This is a genomic window from Hoylesella timonensis 4401737 = DSM 22865 = JCM 15640 (genome assembly GCF_000455445.1).
GTDB lineage: Bacteria > Bacteroidota > Bacteroidia > Bacteroidales > Bacteroidaceae > Prevotella > Prevotella timonensis.
In genome coordinates this window covers 221,840-241,774 of sequence record NZ_HG417092.1, presented here as the reverse complement: position 1 = coordinate 241,774, position 19,935 = coordinate 221,840, and the positions used below count along the sequence as shown (strand labels likewise).

Annotated in this window: 14 protein-coding genes and 2 pseudogenes; 11 read left to right on the top strand and 5 right to left on the bottom strand. The window is 46.6% G+C overall.

Features of this window, described 5'->3' with window-relative positions; all coding sequences use genetic code 11:
- Positions 1 to 210 (bottom strand): annotated as a pseudogene (locus BN35_RS13045) (IS1380 family transposase); the annotation flags it as partial.
- Positions 211 to 1,092: 882 nt separating this feature from the next.
- On the opposite strand from BN35_RS13045, the gene BN35_RS04475 reads away from it, so the two are divergent.
- The 3 genes from BN35_RS04475 (at position 1,093) to BN35_RS14080 (ending at position 5,333) form a co-directional block, all read left to right on the top strand.
- Positions 1,093 to 2,184, top strand: coding sequence for an AAA family ATPase (locus BN35_RS04475; RefSeq protein WP_007175186.1), 1,092 nt, complete (start codon positions 1,093 to 1,095; stop codon positions 2,182 to 2,184).
- Positions 2,185 to 2,261: 77 nt separating this feature from the next.
- Complete coding sequence (locus BN35_RS04470; RefSeq protein WP_234396759.1) at positions 2,262 to 4,508, top strand: S8 family peptidase; 2,247 nt, start codon at positions 2,262 to 2,264, stop codon at positions 4,506 to 4,508.
- A 690-nt stretch (positions 4,509 to 5,198) separates the two neighbouring features.
- Positions 5,199 to 5,333 carry a hypothetical protein gene (locus tag BN35_RS14080; protein WP_257009450.1) on the top strand — a complete coding sequence of 45 codons (135 nt, stop codon included), beginning with the start codon at positions 5,199 to 5,201 and terminating at the stop codon, positions 5,331 to 5,333.
- A 101-nt stretch (positions 5,334 to 5,434) separates the two neighbouring features.
- Here BN35_RS14080 and BN35_RS04465 read toward each other — a convergent pair whose 3' ends face one another.
- Positions 5,435 to 6,841, bottom strand: coding sequence for an ATP-binding protein (locus tag BN35_RS04465; protein ID WP_025072696.1), 1,407 nt, complete (start codon positions 6,839 to 6,841; stop codon positions 5,435 to 5,437).
- Positions 6,842 to 7,364: 523 nt separating this feature from the next.
- Here BN35_RS04465 and BN35_RS04460 point away from each other — a divergent pair.
- Positions 7,365 to 7,742, top strand: a complete 378-nt coding sequence (locus BN35_RS04460) for a type IV toxin-antitoxin system AbiEi family antitoxin domain-containing protein (RefSeq protein WP_007175179.1) — start codon at positions 7,365 to 7,367, stop codon at positions 7,740 to 7,742.
- A 189-nt stretch (positions 7,743 to 7,931) separates the two neighbouring features.
- Here BN35_RS04460 and BN35_RS13040 read toward each other — a convergent pair.
- Positions 7,932 to 8,102: pseudogene (locus BN35_RS13040) on the bottom strand (HipA N-terminal domain-containing protein); the annotation flags it as partial.
- 185 nt (positions 8,103 to 8,287) lie between these two features.
- On the opposite strand from BN35_RS13040, the gene BN35_RS04450 reads away from it, so the two are divergent.
- The gene (locus BN35_RS04450) at positions 8,288 to 9,523 is read left to right on the top strand and encodes a clostripain-related cysteine peptidase (RefSeq protein WP_025072694.1); all 1,236 of its coding nucleotides are present in this window, start codon (positions 8,288 to 8,290) and stop codon (positions 9,521 to 9,523) included.
- On the opposite strand, the gene BN35_RS04445 is transcribed toward BN35_RS04450, so the two are convergent.
- Positions 9,513 to 10,100 carry an RNA polymerase sigma factor gene (locus BN35_RS04445; RefSeq protein WP_159099997.1) on the bottom strand — a complete coding sequence of 196 codons (588 nt, stop codon included), beginning with the start codon at positions 10,098 to 10,100 and terminating at the stop codon, positions 9,513 to 9,515. The genes BN35_RS04450 and BN35_RS04445 overlap by 11 nt on opposite strands.
- Before the next feature lie 414 nt (positions 10,101 to 10,514).
- On the opposite strand from BN35_RS04445, the gene BN35_RS12780 reads away from it, so the two are divergent.
- From BN35_RS12780 to BN35_RS04425, 4 genes are all read left to right on the top strand, one after another.
- The gene (locus BN35_RS12780) at positions 10,515 to 11,501 is read left to right on the top strand and encodes a FecR family protein (protein WP_161625547.1); all 987 of its coding nucleotides are present in this window, start codon (positions 10,515 to 10,517) and stop codon (positions 11,499 to 11,501) included.
- A 4-nt stretch (positions 11,502 to 11,505) separates the two neighbouring features.
- Positions 11,506 to 14,877 (top strand): TonB-dependent receptor, encoded by a 3,372-nt coding sequence (locus BN35_RS04435; protein WP_028901108.1) that lies wholly within the window; start codon positions 11,506 to 11,508, stop codon positions 14,875 to 14,877.
- A 156-nt stretch (positions 14,878 to 15,033) separates the two neighbouring features.
- Positions 15,034 to 16,374, top strand: coding sequence for a hypothetical protein (locus BN35_RS04430; protein WP_025072689.1), 1,341 nt, complete (start codon positions 15,034 to 15,036; stop codon positions 16,372 to 16,374).
- 80 nt (positions 16,375 to 16,454) lie between these two features.
- Positions 16,455 to 17,351 carry a hypothetical protein gene (locus BN35_RS04425; RefSeq protein WP_025072688.1) on the top strand — a complete coding sequence of 299 codons (897 nt, stop codon included), beginning with the start codon at positions 16,455 to 16,457 and terminating at the stop codon, positions 17,349 to 17,351.
- A 28-nt stretch (positions 17,352 to 17,379) separates the two neighbouring features.
- Here BN35_RS04425 and BN35_RS13920 read toward each other — a convergent pair whose 3' ends face one another.
- Complete coding sequence (locus BN35_RS13920) at positions 17,380 to 17,658, bottom strand: hypothetical protein (RefSeq protein ID WP_145992932.1); 279 nt, start codon at positions 17,656 to 17,658, stop codon at positions 17,380 to 17,382.
- Here BN35_RS13920 and BN35_RS04415 point away from each other — a divergent pair.
- Positions 17,638 to 18,249: a hypothetical protein gene (locus BN35_RS04415; RefSeq protein WP_145992931.1), complete on the top strand. Its 612-nt coding sequence runs from the start codon at positions 17,638 to 17,640 to the stop codon at positions 18,247 to 18,249. The two genes, BN35_RS13920 and BN35_RS04415, sit on opposite strands and share 21 nt — an antisense overlap.
- Complete coding sequence (pstS, locus tag BN35_RS04410) at positions 18,249 to 19,478, top strand: phosphate ABC transporter substrate-binding protein PstS (protein WP_028901106.1); 1,230 nt, start codon at positions 18,249 to 18,251, stop codon at positions 19,476 to 19,478. The genes BN35_RS04415 and pstS overlap by 1 nt, the downstream gene beginning before the upstream one ends.
- Positions 19,479 to 19,935 lie beyond the last annotated feature (457 nt).

Below are 19,935 nucleotides of genomic sequence, written 5' to 3'. Positions count from 1 at the left end.
ATAGTGACATCCTGGGGTACATGAACCGCCACAGAAGTAGATACTCATGAGAGAACGGATGATTTCACTGTACTGATAACCGAACGATCTACACCTTAGACCGAGGGTTGAGTCGATTACAGATGATAATGTGGAGTCAAATTGCTCCATGATTGAAAATAATCCCCCAAAAGGAGTGAGTCTCTCAGATTTAATTTGTATCTTCGCCATGTCTATCGTTGGATTCTCTAGTTTTTTGCAACACTAAGATAAGTGAAAATTCTGACATGGCAAAAATCCTGAGCAACTTTTTGTTGCTCAGGTACTTAAAAAGTTTAATTTATAATAGTGTTGCGGAATTAAGGACATTTATTATTTTGTTAGACTATATTTCGACGAGTGCAAATTTAAAGCAGACCATAGAAATATTTGTGGTTTTAATGTATATGGAGATATATTTACGTACACACACGTAATGAACCGGCATTATTTCCCATACATGAATTTAGGAAATGGTGCATCTATGAATGACAATATTCCTGGGGTAGATATTAGAAACCTACCGGCATCATTGCTTGATTTAGTGGAATTGCATGCAAAATATAAGGCAATAGACAAAAAACCAAATATCTTTTATTTCGAATAAATGGTGATCCTTATATTTTATGGATTAAGTATGGTAAAATCGGAACGTTGCAAAATATAGAGGGATTCGAAATACGGTCTTTCTACAAATGTTCTGAGCAAAGGGATTTTGATAGATATAATTATACAACTACAATAAAAGTGGACGACCAGATAATTGTTGTATTATAAATCACTATAAAAATGGATAGTATGTCTTTGAAGTTAAAGAAACTTGTTATACATGCATATAATTTACGAAGCATTATACGAAGTTAATTAGCTGCGATTCATTGCTGTATTTAAGCATAAGGGGTAATTCAACTCTGATGTATTCAAATCCTAATGATAATTAATACGTTTTTATTTATTGCGTGTACGATTATATAATAATTCTGCACGATATATGTTAAAACAGAGTTAATTTCTATATTACAAGTGCCAGTAAAATTGTTTTATCACTATCTTTGCACCAAAAATAGGAAATCCATGTCTACAGATATACTTAGAATAATAGAAGGTGGTCTTTCGAATGATAAAAGAAAGATTATCAATTACTCCAAACGCTTGGCAGAGAGATTAAAGGCTGAAGGTGACGAGGAGATGGCTGAGTGCATTTTGGCTCAAATAGAGGCTTCAACCAGTAGAAGCGCAGCTACTATGGATGCCATGCGTATGATACCACTGGATGCAGACAGTAAGCTGCAGATAGTTGAGGTAATACCTGAGAATAGCAATCATACAGATATTGTGCTGTCGGATGTGGTAGAGCGCCGGGTGAAGGATTTTATCAATGTGGTGAATAATTCAGATGAATTGGAGTTATCAGGTCTTGACTTACAGAAATCTCTATTGTTGTATGGTGCACCAGGATGTGGTAAAACCTCGATAGCACATTATATCAGTGAACAGACAGGCTTACCTCTCGTGGTGGCCCGCCTGGATGGTATCGTATCATCACTGCTGGGTAGCACAGCAAAGAATCTTAGAAAAATCTTTCAGTATGCCAGCAGTATGCCTTGCATTTTGTTCTTGGATGAGTTTGATGCCATAGCAAAAGCTCGTGACGATAATCACGAACTGGGCGAATTGAAACGCGTGATTAATAGTTTGTTGCAGAATATTGATGAGTTGCCTTCGTCATGTGTATTGCTTGCAGCTACCAACCATCCTGACTTACTGGATAAGGCCGTGTGGCGCAGGTTTTTTATGAAGCTGGAAGTGGAAATGCCAGATAAGGATGCCATTGTTAAGATCGTAACTTCACAATTAAGTGGATTTGATGCTACTGTAACAGATGATAGCGCAAAGATGAATATTCTTACTGACTTGTTGAAGGATTTTTCACCATCGGATATTGTGACGATGCTGAATAAGTTGAAGGTGCAGAGCGTAATCAATGGCACGAAACAGATATCATACGAACAGATTGTGGCTGCAATTTATGAGTACGACGGAAAGCATAAGAAGAAGGATGATTTTGTGAAGTACCTGAGTCAGTATGGGGTTGCCCAAACATCTATCTCTATCTTGGCAAATATCAGCGTAAGACAAGTAAGAAATATATTATCTGAAAAATAATCTAATAAAATAACGATCTAATTATTATGGCTAAAACATTACCGATCCAACAAGTTTCTTTTAGGGGAGAAAAAGACGTGTTTTTGGCTGAAGGCGGCGGTGACGGAAAAGCACCGAAATGGGTGAATGATAAAAATATCGAGCGTAATGCGCATGAGGTGTTCACGAATCTTACAGGGATGAGTAACTATTTCGATAGAGAGCGCTCATTGCCATTGCTGACAGAAGTAATTTTAGAAGAAAAGGCTACAGCAAAATCGCATCGTCCAAGCATCAGAAAAATGTTTGACGTGAGAACAAAACGCAATGTTCTGGGATCAGCTACAGCAGGTAAACTGCTTGTAAAAATCGATTCTAAGAGTGATTATGATACAATTAAAGGTAGATTTGCAAATAGACAAATTGGCGTGAAATCTACAAGGATAGGTTTGGCTGCCATCAAGAAGATCAAGAAATATGAAGCCGAGATAGATCCAACATTGGAGGAAGGTGATACAGCAAAGGTGCAATTGGTGGATTATCTGAATGAAGAATTGAACCATCGTTCGAATTTGATGTTGAGGGATTGGTGTAGTGCAGAAGGTTTAGATGCTGAAGAATTACACTATGCCAGTGGTTTGCGATTGTTCTCAATTTCAAATACAACTCGTGATAACCTGAAGACAATAGCAACTATGGATGGAGTCCTTTCGGTAAGGAAGATGCCCACTATTGAGTTTGAAGTAGCACCAGATTTAGAAGCATCAACAATGGATGTGATGCGCCCTAAGGAAAATGTATCTTACCCAAAAGTGGGTATCATGGATTCAGGTGTTTCGGCTAATAACTATCTGGCGTCTTGGGTTTCAAATGAAGATAATATTTCTGGACTTTTGGAAACTGACCAGGCTCTTCGTCATGGAAGCATGGTGGCCAGTGTAATCAATTATGGTGATATGCTGGAAGAGAAGGAACTAACCCAGACGGGACCTTGTATGATTCAGAGTTGCATTGTTAACAGTGATCGTGTTACCGTGTCAGAGAAAGAGTTGGTGCGTTATATTAGGGAATCTATTGCTAGACATCCAGACGTGAATGTGTGGAATCTATCCCAAGGCTCAAAAATTGAAGTCGAGGATGGAAGGTTTTCGGATTTTGCTGTCGCCTTGGATAGTTTTCAAAAGCTGTATGGTGTTTTGATATGTAAATCGGCAGGTAATGTGGAGCTGGGAGATGCGCGTATCAGAATTACTCATGGAGCAGACTCTCTGATGAGTCTTGTAGTTGGAAGTATCGCGCATGCGAAAACTACTGTGAGGGATGCAGAGGTCAATCATCGAAGTCCATTTTCAAGAGTAGGACCTGGTGTGGAATTTACGGTGAAACCAGACCTTGTGCATTATGGCGGTAATATAGATACCCATATGAAGATGCTGTCGGAAATGGGAAGGTCGATTTCACTATGTAGTGGTACAAGTTTCTCAACACCTCGTGTGGCTTCTTTGGCTGCGAATTTGGCTTTTGAATTAGGAGGTAATTTTGATCCATTGCTCATCAGAACCCTTTTGATACATCATGCCGACTATCCTGAGGAAGTAACCACGGCTACTGAAAATCTGAAGAAGGAAATGGGATATGGATTGCCTGCTGGTCTCGTGGAAATGACAAAGAATGATGCAGACGAGTGCACAATGGTATTTCAACACACATTGGATAAGGGCAGGGATGTTGTATCGCTAGATTTTCCATATCCTGAAAGTCTTGTTGATGATGAAGGATATTTCTATGGAGATATTCGTGTGACAATAGTATTGGATCCGGTGTTGGATGCCAGTCAAGGAAATGAGTATTGTCAGAGTCAGGCAAGCGTGTTTCTTGAGACCTATGATCATGTGGAGCATGTAAGAATGGAAGGGACGATACGTAATGAGGCAAGAACTTCTAGTGATGCAGTGAATGTGCTGAATGCTAGTTTATATAGAGCTGCTTCGAAGAATCTTGAGCGGGCAAGTGAACGTGTGCTGATAGAAAATGCTGGTAAGTTCTCGCCAGTGAAGAAATATCATGTTGATCTTTCTTCGATGACTCCAAAGAACAAAGAGAAAGCATTGACGAGCGGACGTAAATGGGCTCTAAAATTAGAGGGGCTTTATCGCGAAGCAGCTGAGCAGTCAAGGGAACGTGATGGTATTGATATCTCACAGAGATTAGTTTTGGCGGTGACCATCACAGATCCACAGCATAAGGGTGTGGTATATTCAGAATGCATGCAGCAACTCAATGCGCGAGGTTATATCCATTCTAGTATCCTAACTCGTGCTCATGTTCAGATAGATAATGATTAACTAGCCATTAGTGTTAAGGCGAATTCCTTAGCAAGTGTAACGTGTGCCTTATTTATATCGTAATTAAATGAAACAAAGAATATTCGACTTTTTCTCTCAAAGAGAGATGGATGAGCCCAAAGTTACTCCAGAGCAGATAGCAAAGTTCCCTAATATATTTCAACTAATAAAACTACACTTTTCCACTTGGAAAAATATTTCCTAAGTCATTGAAATAGAAGGATAATAAAGAAAAGACGTCAATTATTATTTGTGTATTAGCATTGATAACAATCTGATTTATAATATAGTAATATTCCTTCTATGAATGCAAATATACAAAGGATTTCAGAGTTAGAGTAGCTCCTTAGTATAAAAAGGCAACCAACTGGTCGATTTAATCTCTTTTGGCCAGTTGGCTCTGGGGCATGTATTGTCCTGACACTCCCTAGACAAGAACCATGGTGTTGATATGGTTCAGTTAATCCTCTCGCTCGTCATTTTGCACATCCTTTTCCGCATTAATCAGACTTCAATCATAGGTATGTATAATGCCCACTTTTATGATTTACTCGAAACAGGAAAGAACTGATATAGCCTTTCCATGAACCGTTCTGAAATGAACTGGCGTATTGTCCTGTTTAGCATGTTTTGTTGCACTATTGTCCGTAAGTACAATGGAAGAGAGTCCTCATAATAATAGTAAGACTATTGGCTGTATTGACAGAATATCTCATGATTGACATCTCCGAGACAATGGCCAAGATCGTGGGTGGCGATACAGAAACTGAGAAGATAATCGACATCGTGAAATTGTTGACGGTGCAGTCCACATCCACTGATTAACATACTTTGACCCACAGCAAACACAATGATTTTAAGGCATATCTGCCTAGAACTATCTGATAGAAATGCGGTAATATCGCAAGTGGGAAAGTTTAGTAATATTATACTTTTTCTTTAGGGGTATCCTCTTGAAGCATAGACGCTATGATGTCTTTGGGATAATAGCATGGAACATCAGCCTTGGTTTTTGTCTTGAGGAACAATATCGGGTGTACCTTTTGCCCCTTCTTTACGAATGGTAAGCGGCTGGCACGGCTTGTTAATTGCTCATAAATAGTCTGTGCATCGTCGCGTTCTCGCCATTTACATTCTGCCACGAGGATGTGTTTTTTGTCGAGCGACTCAGCCACAAGGTCGAGCTCTATCTGTTCGTAGTCATTGCTGCCATCTTCTTTTGGTATGCCGCCCCACCACCGTGAGGCATTGCCATAGACTACACCATCGATTTCATTACCTGTCACGAAGCCGCGACAAATCCTTTTCCATTCCTGTCCAACGTATGTGCTGAAGTCTTTACGGATAATGTCCATTACGAGATTCTGACGGTCGAGTTCAATGAGGTATTTGTTGGGATTGATAAACCTGTAATAGAAGGAAAGAAAGTTATCACCAAGACGATACAGTCCTTTCTTGCTACTCTTCGGATTGTCGCCAAATGGTATATCTTTCTCCACATAGCCTAAATCGGTCAGTATGCTGATGGGCTGAGAAAGGTTGGTCGCAGGCTGCTGCATACGACTGGCTATTTCCGAAATGCGATTCACCCCGTTGCCCACCGTTGTAAGTAATGAGAAAGACGTAGCCGTATCACGACGTTCGTCACGGAGCAACCGAGTTGGCTCATCGTACAGCGTGCCATAATTATTGACCAACAGATTGCGTACCGCCACTTCCAAGGTGTCGAAGTCGGCACGAAGTTCCCAGTAGCGAGGCACACCATCCCAAACGGCATATTCCTCAACAGCCTGCTGGTCGGAACAATGCAGGGCTTCTTTGATATAAGGCAAACGCAGTTGCTTCAGCTTTGGCTGCCAAGCACAGCGTTGATATAGGGGAGACTTCTCATTGAGTACCAATGAGTGCATCATTAGTTGAGAGGAACCACAAAGTATCAAGTTGTATTTCAGTTTTTTGTTATCCACCAATCGTTGAATGATGGAAGGAAGCGAAGGATCGCTCTTGACGAGATACGAAAACTCGTCTAAACACACTGATGTGTTCTCTCCAACGTATAGATTGACGGAGGTGAGTATCGTTTCCCAATCATGGTATGACACACGGTCAAATCCATCAAACGTAAACGAAACAGTCTTGGCAAAGGAATCTATCTGCTGCTGCGTCTGTGCTTCTTCGCTCAGATGGTACACATCCTGATCGGTCAAAACATGCTTGATGAGTTCTGACTTTCCAATACGCCGCCTGCCATAAATTACAATCAGCACAGGCCGGTTAAGGCCCAGCGTGCGCTTGAACGTTGCAGTTTCTTCTATTCTATCAATAAATTCCATATTATCAATAATTATCTTTGCAAAACATTATGTTTTGCAAAGATAATATTTTAATCACTATCAATACACAAAATCACCAATCATTTTAACTCTAATCAAAATTATGTTTGCGAAAGATTATGTTTACCGAATATAATATAGGTGAAGTGAATACGGTGAATGACACTCTTCATGCAAACAAGAGACCCTTTGAAAGAGCTTTTGGTTTGCACATACAGCAAGGTCATTTCCCTAAAAAACGCATTCTATCCTATAGCTTCCCATATCAAAAATTAAATATTTGGTTGGCACAGTAATGTTAGTTCTATACATTACAACATTGAAAGAGCAGATGCACTTAAGATGATGAATAAGGATAGTGAACCCTTTCAACTTTGGATTACTGGTGATGCTTACAATGAAAATTAATGCTGGTCAATAAAATAACTTAAAAACACTATAATAGAACAAACTTTTTGCTATCTATTTGCGAAGTTAGACAAGAAATGTCTATTGTTGCAAACAAAATATTAAATGAGAGAAAATGGCAAGCATAGCAAACTGGATATATGATAAGCCTCTCAGAGGCAATTACACCTTCACACACGATGAGGTGAAGCAGGCATACTCTGATATGAGTGCTGGCAGCATTGCACGGGCACTGACCAGAGAGGTGAGCAAGGGACGGATTATGTCGCCTCTGCGCGGATTCTACGTCATAGTACCAGATGAGTATGTGCTGCGTGGGGCAGTGCCACAGTCGTTTTACTTGGACGACATGATGCACCATTTGGGACGTAAATACTATGTGGCTCTGTTGAGCGCGGCAAGTTATCACGGGGCCTCGCATCAGGTCCCGCTGCGGTTCAGTGTGATGATAGAGCCTCCCGCTTTGATTCATAATTTGTTAAACACAAAGTAGCGATTGGAACATGCGATCTTATAGAATCAGATTTGAAAACAACTCTGAAAGAAGTGCAGAAATTAGGCACTAAGAGTTGTTCATATGAAGGGGCGCGTGGCATGATGCAGTAATGAAACAACTAAAGGATGGAGGTGTAGATGGTATTACAACGAAAATCAAATTGCGAAGTGCCACATCAAGCAGCTATCCTTCAGGTATCAGTCCGTCAAAAAATGGAAACAATACTGGGCTCACGAATGCTTCTGTTTGTAATGGGAGCGTCAGGCTTACAGGCATTGCATCTTTACGGTTGAGATACGATTCGTCATAGCAGAAGAGGTATTCGCCACCATCTTCTGTCAGGATGCCAGCAAGGATTCTCTTTCAATATACCTCGGCTTGTCTCATTGTTTCTTGGTAGCCGTTCATACGTAATCAAACCTCTCACGCTCCCATAGGGCTCGTCCTGAATTTTTCCAGAAGTGTTTTTGTATTTTATTCTATTTTTAAAGTCTTTGTAACTTCTACTGACTATCTTTGTGCCATTTATTAACCATCCAAGCATGAAGAGCTCAAAGAAACTTTCCTTTGTCCATGGGGTACGGCGGCTGGCCCACCTCCTCCTCTTGTCCGCATGTCTTTTCGCCTGTTCGTCTGAGGAGAACGATACAATGCCCGGCACCCCCCTTTCTTTCACGACACTGGTCTATATGATGGCCGACAACTCCATGGATTCACAGGTGGATTATGCGGTCGGTCAGATCAAGCAGGGAATGAAAAGCAAGGACGTGGGCAACACGGTGATCTATCTCGACCGGCAGGATGCTTCACCACGGCTGTTCCGCATTTCAAGGCAGGGAGAAGAAATACCCCTTAAAGACTATCCAGAGGAGAACTCGGCCAAGGCGGAAACGCTGGTGCGTGTCATTGGTGAGACTAAGCAGCTTGTTCCTGCCGACCATTTCGGGCTTGTGCTGTGGGGACATGCCACGGGCTGGCTGCCGGGAGGCTATTCGCACGATATCATGCAGGTCAGCGTCCCTTCACGTCAAAATCTCAACACCCGATATATGGGCCTTGACGGCACGCCCAACGAGGCAACCACCTCTCCATTGATAGAGATAGACGCCCTGGCCAAGTTGCTGCCCGACCACGTGGCCGACTACATTTGGTTCGATGCCTGTCTAATGGCGAATGTCGAGACGTTCTACCAGCTACGCCACAAGTGCCAGTACCTCATCGGGTCGCCCACGGTAGTACTTGCCGAAGCCCAGTACGACGTTTCGGGCATTCCCTATGCCAAGGTGCTGCCTTTTCTGTTCGGTGGAAAGGATGCTTTGGTGCAGGCCTGCAAGACCTATTATCGCCACTATGAGGGAAAGAAATACAGCAATATGCGCTCTGCCACGATTACCTTGGTTGATGCGTCCAAGATGGATGCCCTCTACCAGAATGTGAACGTCCTGTTAAGAAACAGACTGTCCGGCGTGGAGACGATGGACACCCGCACCCTGCAAGCCTACCACCGCGACAATGATCCACACGTCTTTTTCGACCTGGCTGACATGGTTCATCAGTCAGCGGACCGTGCCACTTCGGCATTCGACAAAGCCCTGTCCGATGCGGTGCTCTACAAGGCCGCCACCAACAAGTTCCTTGACCAGCTTACGCTCGTCCCCGGCCATTGCTGCGGGCTGAGCGTCTATGTCCCTTTGAAACAATGGAACGCTACCAAAGAATACAAGTATTATTTCAGGGAAATGGAGTGGAGCGAAGTTTACGGTCGTGTCACTCCGTAAACATCAGCAGGGCTAAGAGCATGTAGCCACCTTGAATCAGAGCAAGGCGGATATTCCTGCGCATGAGGCTATATTTCTTATAGACAGTGGCTTCCGTATAGCCTACCATCCTGCCCACTTCACGAGCAGGGCAGCCTTCCGCCATTTTGCGGAACACGATTTGTTCCCTTTTTCTGTATCTATTCAATACTTTCGAGACGATGGATTCAATCTCCCGACTGGCTATGCCACCTGAGGCATCCGCCGACTCATCCTCCATGCTGTTCACGGCGACCTCAAGTTGTTCTTTATCATCCAAGGATGCCAGACCGTACTTTTTTTGCAGTGCTTCTTTTCGGTATAGGTCGATGACCTGACAGCGGGCTAAGTTCATCAGGAAACCCTTAATCCCGTCCGACGATTCGAGGTGCGTCAATTCTTCTGCTCTTTCCAGGAGGGTAAGCCACAGAGACTGCGCCATGTCGCTGGCAGCCTCCTTGCCGTGCGTCCTGCAATAATAGGTAATTAGAGTATCCTCATACCGTGTGTAAAGAGTGGAAAAAGCCTTCTGCCACCCTTCACATCTTGACGCAATCATCCGGAGCGCTTCAAGATCATCCATTTCCGTTGTCTCACCTACGATCGATCGCTGTTCATAGATTAACATGCGGCAAAGGTAGTTTGGGATTATTAAAATATCAATACAATTTTATGAATAATCTGTTATAAAAAATAGAAGCGTTCATGCGGCCCTTTCTTCTGGAAAGCCTTTAAAATAAGGACAAGTGAAAACTTAACATGATTGTAACGTGATTTGCGGTAAAGGTCACCCCTTTTCTTCGGTATTATATATAGAGGGGCATCTCATTTTTGAGTACCATTCGGACGTCATGCCTGCACACCGGGAGCATCAATGCCCTTCATGGAAAATGAAACCAGAGTTCGGTTAAGAACTCAACATCATGATTTCCGATCAATGTAAACTAATTATGGATTGATTATGAATGAGTATATGAATGAAGAAAAGAGGAAGAACGGCAAGGAAGCCTGCGACTTCTACAATAAGTACATGGCATCTTCTTCTGACACCCCTCTCCAGGCAGATGACCTTGAAGACGACATGCCGGAAGATTCCCCGACAAGGGTCTCTCCACTGAAAGCCTGGCAAATTGAGCAATGCAAGCACATGACCCGAAAGGCACTGTCTGCTCGACTGGGCTTCAACATCGTGGGTTCACCACGGACGGCAAGGCCCAGGTTCTTTGGCATTGCAGCAGCGGTGCTGATCCTCTTCGGTGTAGGCATCATGCTCACCTGGCGTGACCTGCAGCCTGCGCCGCAGCATCGCCTACAGCAGTTGGTTCACTGTGTCACCGACACCACAATCACCCTGCCCGACGGCACGCGGGTGGATCTCCAGGCCGGTAGTTCCCTCTCCATCGCCGACGATTTTGGACGTTCTTCCCGTGTGGTCGCCCTAAGCGGGCAAGCATTCTTCGACGTCGCCACCGATTCTGCCCGCCTGTTCACCGTCGAAGCCGGACAGCTCCACGCCGTAGTTCACGGCACATCTTTTAATGTGTTCGCCCATCCTGGGCAGGCTATCAGCGAGATTACCGTGAGTAGTGGGTGTGTCGAGGTGAAGAAAGCCCACGGTGGACACTCCTTCGGCCGTTATCGTCACGGCGACCAAATCGCCTACGATGCCAGGACAGCACGGGCAACGGTACATCAGGTAGACGTGGACGACATGACTGAATGGCAACGTCATGAGTTTCGCCTGACCGATGCCACACGACAGCAGTTCTGCGACAAGATACGTCGCCACTTCGGCAAGGAGATCGTCATTCACGACAATGCCATCGATGCCTCCGCCCGCATCAACTATTCGGCCACCGCAGCGCGTCCCACCGTGACCAACGTGATGAATGATATCTGCGTCATTTTTAATGTGCAGTATGCCGACCTGGGCAATGCCATCATCATCTCAACTCGGTAAGGGCATGCAGACGATATTAATAACGGAACGTGATGAATCACGCCCCTACGACATGCAGACGATATTAATAGCGGAACGTGATGAATCACGCCCCTACGACAAAACAAGAACATCAATAAACAAAAACAAAACAATGAAAAAAAGGAATTACACTTTTCCCCAATCCTTTATCGCAGGGTTTCTGCTGCTGGTAGGAGGTCTGGTCGTATGGCCGTCATTACGCGCCAATGCAATATCTGCCAGTAGTATGACCACAACAGCAAACACCCCCACAGCAACAGTCAAAAGCCCAGTGGCAACAGCTGGCTATCCGAAGGAAAAACTCAGCAGCCGACTCAAGAGAATACAGCAGCAATACGGTGTAGACATCAACTACGACTCGTCCAACATGGCTACCATCAGCGTGAAGGCCTCGCGAAAAGTCAGTGTAGAGAACGATCTTGCCAATGCACTCGCCGCCACACCTTACAGCTACAGGAAAGGTGCAGGAGCCAAGTCGTACGTAGTCTATAAAGATGCCAACAAGCCACGGCTCACGCCAACCGCTCAGAGACAGGCTTCTGCTACTACAGGGCGTGGCACCATTGCGGGCACCGTGCTCGACAAGGAGGGGTTCCCCGTCATCGGCGCCACCGTCACGGTGGTGGGCATGAGCGGCAAGGGAGGTGTCACCGATATCAAAGGGCACTACAAGATTACCAACCTGCCCGCCCGCTCGTTCACCGTCGAGGCCTCGTGCATCTCCTTTCAAAAGATGCGCATCTCCGATGTCAAGGTGCGCGGCGGCAAGTCCACGCCGCTCGACTTCATCCTGCAGGAGGCCACCAACGAGCTGCAGGGTGTCACCGTTACAGCGTCCTACGGCAATGCCACTACCAATGCCATGCTCGCCCAGCAGAAGAACCGCATGGCCATGAGCGACGGCATCAGTGCCGACCTCATTCGCAAGACCCCCGACAACAACGTGGCGCAGGTCTTGGGCCGCGTCTCGGGTGTCACCATCGACAAGGGTAAATATGTGGTGGTGCGCGGCATGAGCGAACGTTACAACAACGTGCAGCTCAACGGGGCCGCCCTGCCCAGCACTGAGCCCAACAAGCGCAACTTCTCTTTCGACGTCATCCCCGCCGGACTGGTGGACAAGGTGACCATCGCAAAAACCTTCACCCCCGACTTGCCCGCCGAGTTCACGGGCGGATTGGTGGAGGTCAACACGCTGTCCGTGCCCACGAAGAAGTTTCTCAACGTGAGCATCGGCACGGGTATCAATACCATTTCCACTGGTAAAACCATGGAGACGGGCATCAACTACGCCTCCGACTATCTCTTCGGCAATATCAAGGATCGCAAGTGGACCACCGAGGACCATTCTGCCGAGGCAGCTGACGTGTACTGCAAGAACGCCGCTAAGAAAAACTGCATCCAGTTTTTCAAGTACAAGGCCTTGCCGCTGCAGACCTACTCGCTCACGGCAGGCATTCCCATCACCCTGCACAACGGCCACAAGCTCGGCGCTGTGCTCGCCCTGACCTACCGCAACGAACAGACCATCCACAACATCAAGGAGGCACGTATGATCAGTTACGACTCTCTCTTCCGTGCCAACCGAGCCTACAACTTCGTCACTGCCACTGGTGCCGTACTCAACATGGGCTGGCAGGCGCGCAACCACAAAATTACGTGGCGCAATCTCTTCAACAACCGCTTCACCCACACCACCACCGACCGCTTTATCAACACCGATTACACCGCATGGTGGGCCAGAGAGCTCTACAGCAACCCGCTGCGCACGTGGATGTTCCAGACACAGATGGACGGCGAGCACAAGTTCTGGGAGGATCAGCTCATCCTCACCTGGAATGCCTCCTACAACAAGGTGAACCGCACCAACCCCAACACTGCATTGGTCGAAGCGGGTATGGTAGGTGACCGCTATACGACGAATATCTTTGGCTGGGGACCCGCCAGTGGCAGCGTCAGTCAATCTGATCTTAACAGTGGTCATCTGATGTATTCCGACCTGAACGAAAATAAAAAGACCCTTGGCATGAACGTGGAGCATCCTTTCGAGGTAGCAGGCAACAAGCAGCGTATCAAGGCTGGTTACATGGGTATCTTCCGCCGGTCCGATTTTTTCCAGCAATACCTCAAATCCTTCCTTGTCGATATTCCCGGCAATGTTCCCGAGGAGGGCATACCACTCAACGATGCCTTCGATCCCAAATGGTTCGAGCAGGGTTTGGCGGTATATTCGCCGGCTGGCATCAATGGTTCATACGCTGACTATTACGAGGGCAGCCAGGACGTGCATGCCGCCTACCTGATGGGCGATTTCACTTTCTTCAACCGTCTCCACCTCACCGCTGGCGTGCGTATGGAGGATGCCCAAACAAGCACCACCACGAGAACAGCCATCCTGACTTCTACGAGTGTTAACTGGAACGACACTACTATTTCCATTAAAAACACCGACTGGCTGCCCGCTGCCACCTTGGTCTATAACATCACGCCCACGCTCAACGCCCGCCTGGCCTTCAGCAAGACCCTTGCCCGCCCTGAGTTCCGTGAACTCACGTTCACCCCATACTATAGAGTGGAAGACCGCATGATTACCTATACAAAATTTGGAGATTACGTCAAGCAGTCCAAAATCACCAACTGGGACCTGCGCTTCGAGTGGTACCCATCCATGGGCGAGGTGGTCTCATTGAGCCTATTCCACAAGAAGTTCAAAGATCCGGCAGAGGTCTATACCTGGCTAAGACAGGACGGTCACAACTACGACGAGATTCATGCCAATCTGCCCGAAGCCACCACCAAGGGCATCGAGTTGAACGTGCGCAAGTCGTTAGGATTCCTGCTGCCTGGCTCCTTCCTCCGCGACCTTTGGTTCACGGGCAACTTCTCGATTATCGATGGTACAGTGAAACTCAACTACGATGAGAGCATACAGAAGAGTTATAAGAATCGCAGACGCCCATTAATGGGAATGTCGCCCTACACCGTGAACGTGGGGTTGGGCTACTTCGGTAAGCAGCTTAGCGCTACAGTCAATTATGGGCGTACGGGACGCAAGCTGTTCCTGTCTGCTCAAAATGCAGCATGGGATATTTACGAGAATCCTCGCAATGTGCTTGACCTGCAGCTCGCCGCCAAGTTCCTGAAAGAGCGCCTCGAAGTAAAACTCAATGCCAGCGACCTGCTTCATGAGGACCATATTCTCTACCGCAATTGTCATATTGAGTTTGTTGACGGACAGCGGACTTACCCCCAAGATTTGACAGACAAGGGCATGGACTATACCCCAGGCGACTGGGTGATCAGCCGCATCAACAAGGGGGTGAATCTCTCCCTGACGGTAAGTTATCAACTTTAATTCACCCGTAAGGGTACTACATCAATTCGAGATAGTATGCAAAAGGACCAGATACGAGAAAGTCCAGCCAAGTAAGATAACAACAGTGGAACTTTTCATCCTTGACGGTCCCGAAGCATCTATTAATAATCATTTATTAACTAAATTCATTCTATTATGAAGAATTTTAAAAAATTCGCCATGCTCCTCGTAGCAGTCATGGCAGTGGGAGTCACAATGACTTCGTGTTCAAATGAGGACGAAACAATTCCTGTAGTGAACAATGTACGTGCAACGGAAACGCTGTCGAGTATCATCAGTGCTGACAAGACGTTGTACAGCAATGTCACCTATCAGCTCAGTGGAAAAACCTACGTCACCAACGGTGCCACGCTCACCATTCAGCCGGGTACACGCATTGAGGGTCTTTACAGCAGTGATAACACCATGGCTTCTGCTCTAATCATCACCCGTGGGTGCAAAATCATGGCTCAGGGTACAGCCGATAAGCCTATCGTGTTCACAGCCCAAAATGGACAGAAAGGTGGCTGGGGCGGTCTCGTAATTCTTGGCAAGGCTGTTGTCAATCAGGGCACGGAGTGTGCCATTGAGGGCATCGACGCATCCACAGCACCCGCAGGCGTGGACATCCATTTCGGCGGTACAAACGACAACGACAATTCTGGCGTGTTGAGCTATGTACGCGTGGAATATGCCGGTGCCAGCATTGCAGCCGACAATGAGCTTAACGCTTTCACCTTCGGTGGCGTGGGTCGTGGTACGCGGCTCGACCACTGCCAGGCATTTCATGGTGCCGACGATGCCTTCGAGTTTTTCGGCGGATGCGTCAACGGCAAGTACCTTGTTTCCACTGCCACCGACGACGATGGTCTAGACTTCGACTGGGGTTACACAGGTACTATCCAATATGGTTTGATTACCATCGAGCCTACCATGAAATATTCAAAAGACCCGAATGGTGTAGAATGTGACAACGACGGTCACAGTTCGTCTTTAACTCCCTTCACTCATCCCGTATTGAGCAATTTGACGATAAAAGGAACTACAAAAGGACAGGTTGCGCAGGTTGGTAAAAGCGGAACCGCTCTGAAATCTTGCACAGATTTCCGTCGCAACTGTGAATTCACATTGATCAACAGCGTGGTCTATGGTTTTCCGAGAGGCATTCTGAGAGAAACCAAGAACTCTAACTATGTTTTAGAAAACAATGTTATTTGTGCTGCTTCAAATGGACAGGTAGCTGGTATTAACTTCAGTGCCGACAAAGCTACGAATGATACCTTTACGCCATCGGCTTCCAATGTGGGACTGACAGATTATAGCCTCATCGAACTTAACAATCCATGGGGTAATTATAAGACTAAGGCTTTGATACCGCTTGGCAATCCTGCCATGACGGGGGCCTATTCTCTCCCCGGTATTGAGGCTGTAAATTATAAGGGTGCTTTTAAACCCGGATTAACAACAGTTTGGACAGCCCAGGCTTGGGTTAGATAAATATAAAATATTCTTAGGATGGTAGGTTGGTCAAGGTTGGCTTACCATCCTTTGACACGTTTAATTAAAAAGCAAAACAAATGAAAACAAAAAATTTACTTTTTGTCATGCTGTTGTTAGGCAACGCAATAGTCGCAAAAGCACAAAATAATTTGTTGAAAAATCCAGGTTTTGAAGGAGAAACCATTATTGTTAATGAAGAAAATGGAGTCATTTCTCCAGAAGGTTGGGAAGATGACCAAACTAGATACTACGACAATGACCCTCATTTCAATACTATTATTGGTGAAGCCCATTCTGGTAATGCCGCACTTTATATGACTTATGCCTCGCAAGGGTATCCAGCAGGTGGAAGCATTGTACAATTAATAGATATCTCTACGCCAGGCGTGGATAAAGTGTACACATTATCTTTTTGGTACAAAGTAGTCAAGGCTACTAACTATAAAGGGAGGACTCTCAGCTGGTCCTATGGCATTGGCATGTGGCACAGTGCTACTGAATTATGGGACATGACTTGTTTATCGCAAACAACACAAGAAGTGATTACGCCTGGGGAGACCACTGAAGGAGACTGGAAGTTTGCTACTGTCGATTATGATTTTGGAGACCATTTGTCAAAATACACGAAATCCAATGAGTATGCCCATGACAAGAGTGAGATGAAGTATATAGGAATAGGAGTTCAAAATATTCGTGGCGACCTCTTGCTCGACGACTTTTCCCTGACGGTGAAGGGTGGCACGAGCGGTATCGAGACCACAACCGCCAATCAGCCTTTGCCCGTGAAGGTAGATGGTGGCGAGCTGTATGTGGGCGGCGTGAAAGGCAGCCGCATCACTGTGTACGACGCCATTGGCAGGACGGTGGCCAATACCGTGGCAACCAGCGAAACCACCCACATCGGCAATCTGCCCAAGAACCAACTGTTGGTTGTGAAAGCCGGAAATAAGACGGCGAAGGTAATGATGAGATAATTCATAATGCATAATGCATAATGCATAATTACTTTCCGTTGGTCAGTGACCTGCGGTTCACAATGCACAATGCATCATTATTTCCATCCGAATTGTTATCATGCACTTGGATAAAAATGCTATCGGTCGGAGGAATTATAACAACAAGGTGGTGTGCCGCACACTCTGCTGGCAACTCCGCCTTGTTTCTACCAAAATATTGTAAAGAATGAAAATACTCAATCAAATCTTTCTCACGGCAACGGCCGTGGTGCTGCTTGCGGGTTGCAGCTATAACGACGAGCCCTTGGACGGCGGCTACTATCATCTGACGGTGGCAGAGCCCTATTCGTATGACTCTTGCTATTTCATGCTGGATGGTCAGAGTTTATCTGGTAAGACAGCATTTAGCACCTACCGCATCCGCGCAGAAGCGAAGGGCGTGTTGCAGGGCTTTCGCAAAGGAGCCGACCAGCCCGATTTCTCTATGAACGTGGACCTGAGCCAGCAGCGTGACTTCACCTTCGTGCAATTGCCGGGGCAGAAACTCATGACACCCGACGAGTCGGAAGGTGGCGAGCCGATGCCTACAGAGCCGGGACACGTCAAAGCCCGCTTCTTCTACACAGACAAGACCTATCCCGACATTCACCACATGCGTGTGCAAATACTCAGTGGCAAAAATCCGTTTTCCAGCAAGAAGCTCTTATCCGTGTCGTTGGAACAGAACGTGCCGGGGCAGTTCGTGGAGATAGACACCACGGCTGTGCAGGGAAATTTTTATTTTCGCCTGTACAATGCCGACGTGACACCCGAGAAGCGTATCGGCTTTATGCCCACGCTGATGAAGTTTGACAGCGATGCCCGCCAAACCCTGCAGGTGAATGGACATTCGGGAAATATTGAATATGCGTTTTAATGAACAATGCACAATTCATAATTCATCATGCTCATTACTTTCCGTTGGTCGGTGACCTTCGGTTCAAACCTCAAAGTTCAAAGTTCAAACCTCAAAGTTCAAACCTCAAAGTTCAAACCTCAAAGTTCAAACCTCAAAGTTCAAAGTTCAAAGTTCAAAGTTCAATGTTCAAAGTAAAAAATATCTTATTGTTGCTCTGTATGTTCTCCATCACCACTCATGCGGAGAACGGGAGCGTGGTGAAGGCTCCATCGGCTGCCTCGCGCAAGACGGTGGTGACGGCAGCCGGAGCAACGCTGCCCCTGCCTTTCTACAACAAAGCGTTCGAGTTGTACTGGGAGAAAAACGACGTACCCGTGACCTATGCCGGTATCGGCTCGGAGCGGGGTCTGAAAGCTCTGCAACGCCGACAGATCGACTTTGCGGGCGTGGACGTGCTGCCCACCAAAGCAGAGCGCGACAGCCTGCCGGGAAAGGTGCTGGCACTGCCCACCTGTATGGGGGCGGTGACCGTGGCCTACAACCTGAAGGGTACGGACAACCTGCGACTGACGGGCGAACTGCTGGCCGACATCTTCATGGGTAAAATCGTGAAGTGGAACGATGCCCGCATTGCAGCGGTGAACCCCAAGCTATCACTGCCCGACCGGGAGATTACCCCCGTGTTCCGTCTCGACGGCAGCGGCACCACCTACGTGTTCTCCCAGTATCTCTCAAAGGTGAGCGACGCATGGAAAAACGCTATGGGCGTGGGCAAGAAGATAGGCTGCAAGGTGGGCGTGGCTGCCAATGGCAACACTGGCGTGGCAGGCCTGGTGGAACGCATACCGGGAAGCATCGGCTATGTGGCGACGGAATACACCACCGCCTTCGACACGCAACGGGCATGGCTGCGCAATGCCGCCGGCACGTTTGTGCTGCCCACGCAGGAGAGCATCATGGCCGCTGCCGAACAGGAGGGCAATGCCACCGACATCACCAACGCCACCGCTGCCGGGGCATACCCCATCAGCTGCTACACCTGGGTGTTGGTGTATCAGGAGCAGAGCTACGCCTTGCGGTCATATCATGAAGCACAGGAGACGGTGAGCGTGCTGCGCTGGCTGCTCAGTCCAGAGGCACAAGAGCTGACCACCCGTCTGCTCTACTCGCCACTGCCCACCCGCACCGCTGCTGCCGCCGCACGCCTGCTGGACAGCATGACGTATGAGGGCAAGAAGATGAAATAGCTCCCCCCTGCCTCTTTGGCATCCTCAACAGAAACATCCCCTCATGAGGACTCCTCATGAAATCTTTTTTATTCTTCATAACGTGAACGCTTGTGGCGCACCGCAACTTACCCCTGCGGTCGTCCACAGGCGTTTTTGTTTGCCTTGTAGTCTCGATGGCGGAGAAAATCCTGAACCTTATCAAAAATTCCTGTTGAGTATGCATATTCCATCCGTGTCCGTCAGATGATTGACAAAAGCAGTCTCACTCCTTCTTCATAGGAAGCGTTGGGTAACGTTAAATACTTGGTTGGTTGGTCGATTTAAACTGATTGGTTTTCGTTTTCCACCATTTTTGCTTATATTTTTGTAGCAAAAATTTAATTTCTATTTCCTGTCAAACCATTTTGACCCAAGAAAGGAAACCAGAAATTCTACATTCGATGAAACGGAAGCCATGGAAGGATTTTTTGCATTT

Coding starts and splice junctions, on each gene's coding strand:
- BN35_RS04475 (WP_007175186.1), top strand. CDS start 1,093: ATGTCTACAGATATACTTAGAATAATAGAAGGTGGTCTTTCGAATGAT.
- BN35_RS04465 (WP_025072696.1), bottom strand. CDS start 6,841: ATGGAATTTATTGATAGAATAGAAGAAACTGCAACGTTCAAGCGCACG.
- BN35_RS04460 (WP_007175179.1), top strand. CDS start 7,365: ATGGCAAGCATAGCAAACTGGATATATGATAAGCCTCTCAGAGGCAAT.
- BN35_RS04450 (WP_025072694.1), top strand. CDS start 8,288: ATGAAGAGCTCAAAGAAACTTTCCTTTGTCCATGGGGTACGGCGGCTG.
- BN35_RS04445 (WP_159099997.1), bottom strand. CDS start 10,100: ATGATTGCGTCAAGATGTGAAGGGTGGCAGAAGGCTTTTTCCACTCTT.
- BN35_RS12780 (WP_161625547.1), top strand. CDS start 10,515: ATGAATGAAGAAAAGAGGAAGAACGGCAAGGAAGCCTGCGACTTCTAC.
- BN35_RS04435 (WP_028901108.1), top strand. CDS start 11,506: ATGCAGACGATATTAATAACGGAACGTGATGAATCACGCCCCTACGAC.
- BN35_RS04430 (WP_025072689.1), top strand. CDS start 15,034: ATGAAGAATTTTAAAAAATTCGCCATGCTCCTCGTAGCAGTCATGGCA.
- BN35_RS04425 (WP_025072688.1), top strand. CDS start 16,455: ATGAAAACAAAAAATTTACTTTTTGTCATGCTGTTGTTAGGCAACGCA.
- BN35_RS13920 (WP_145992932.1), bottom strand. CDS start 17,658: ATGATAGTAGCCGCCGTCCAAGGGCTCGTCGTTATAGCTGCAACCCGC.
- pstS (WP_028901106.1), top strand. CDS start 18,249: ATGAACAATGCACAATTCATAATTCATCATGCTCATTACTTTCCGTTG.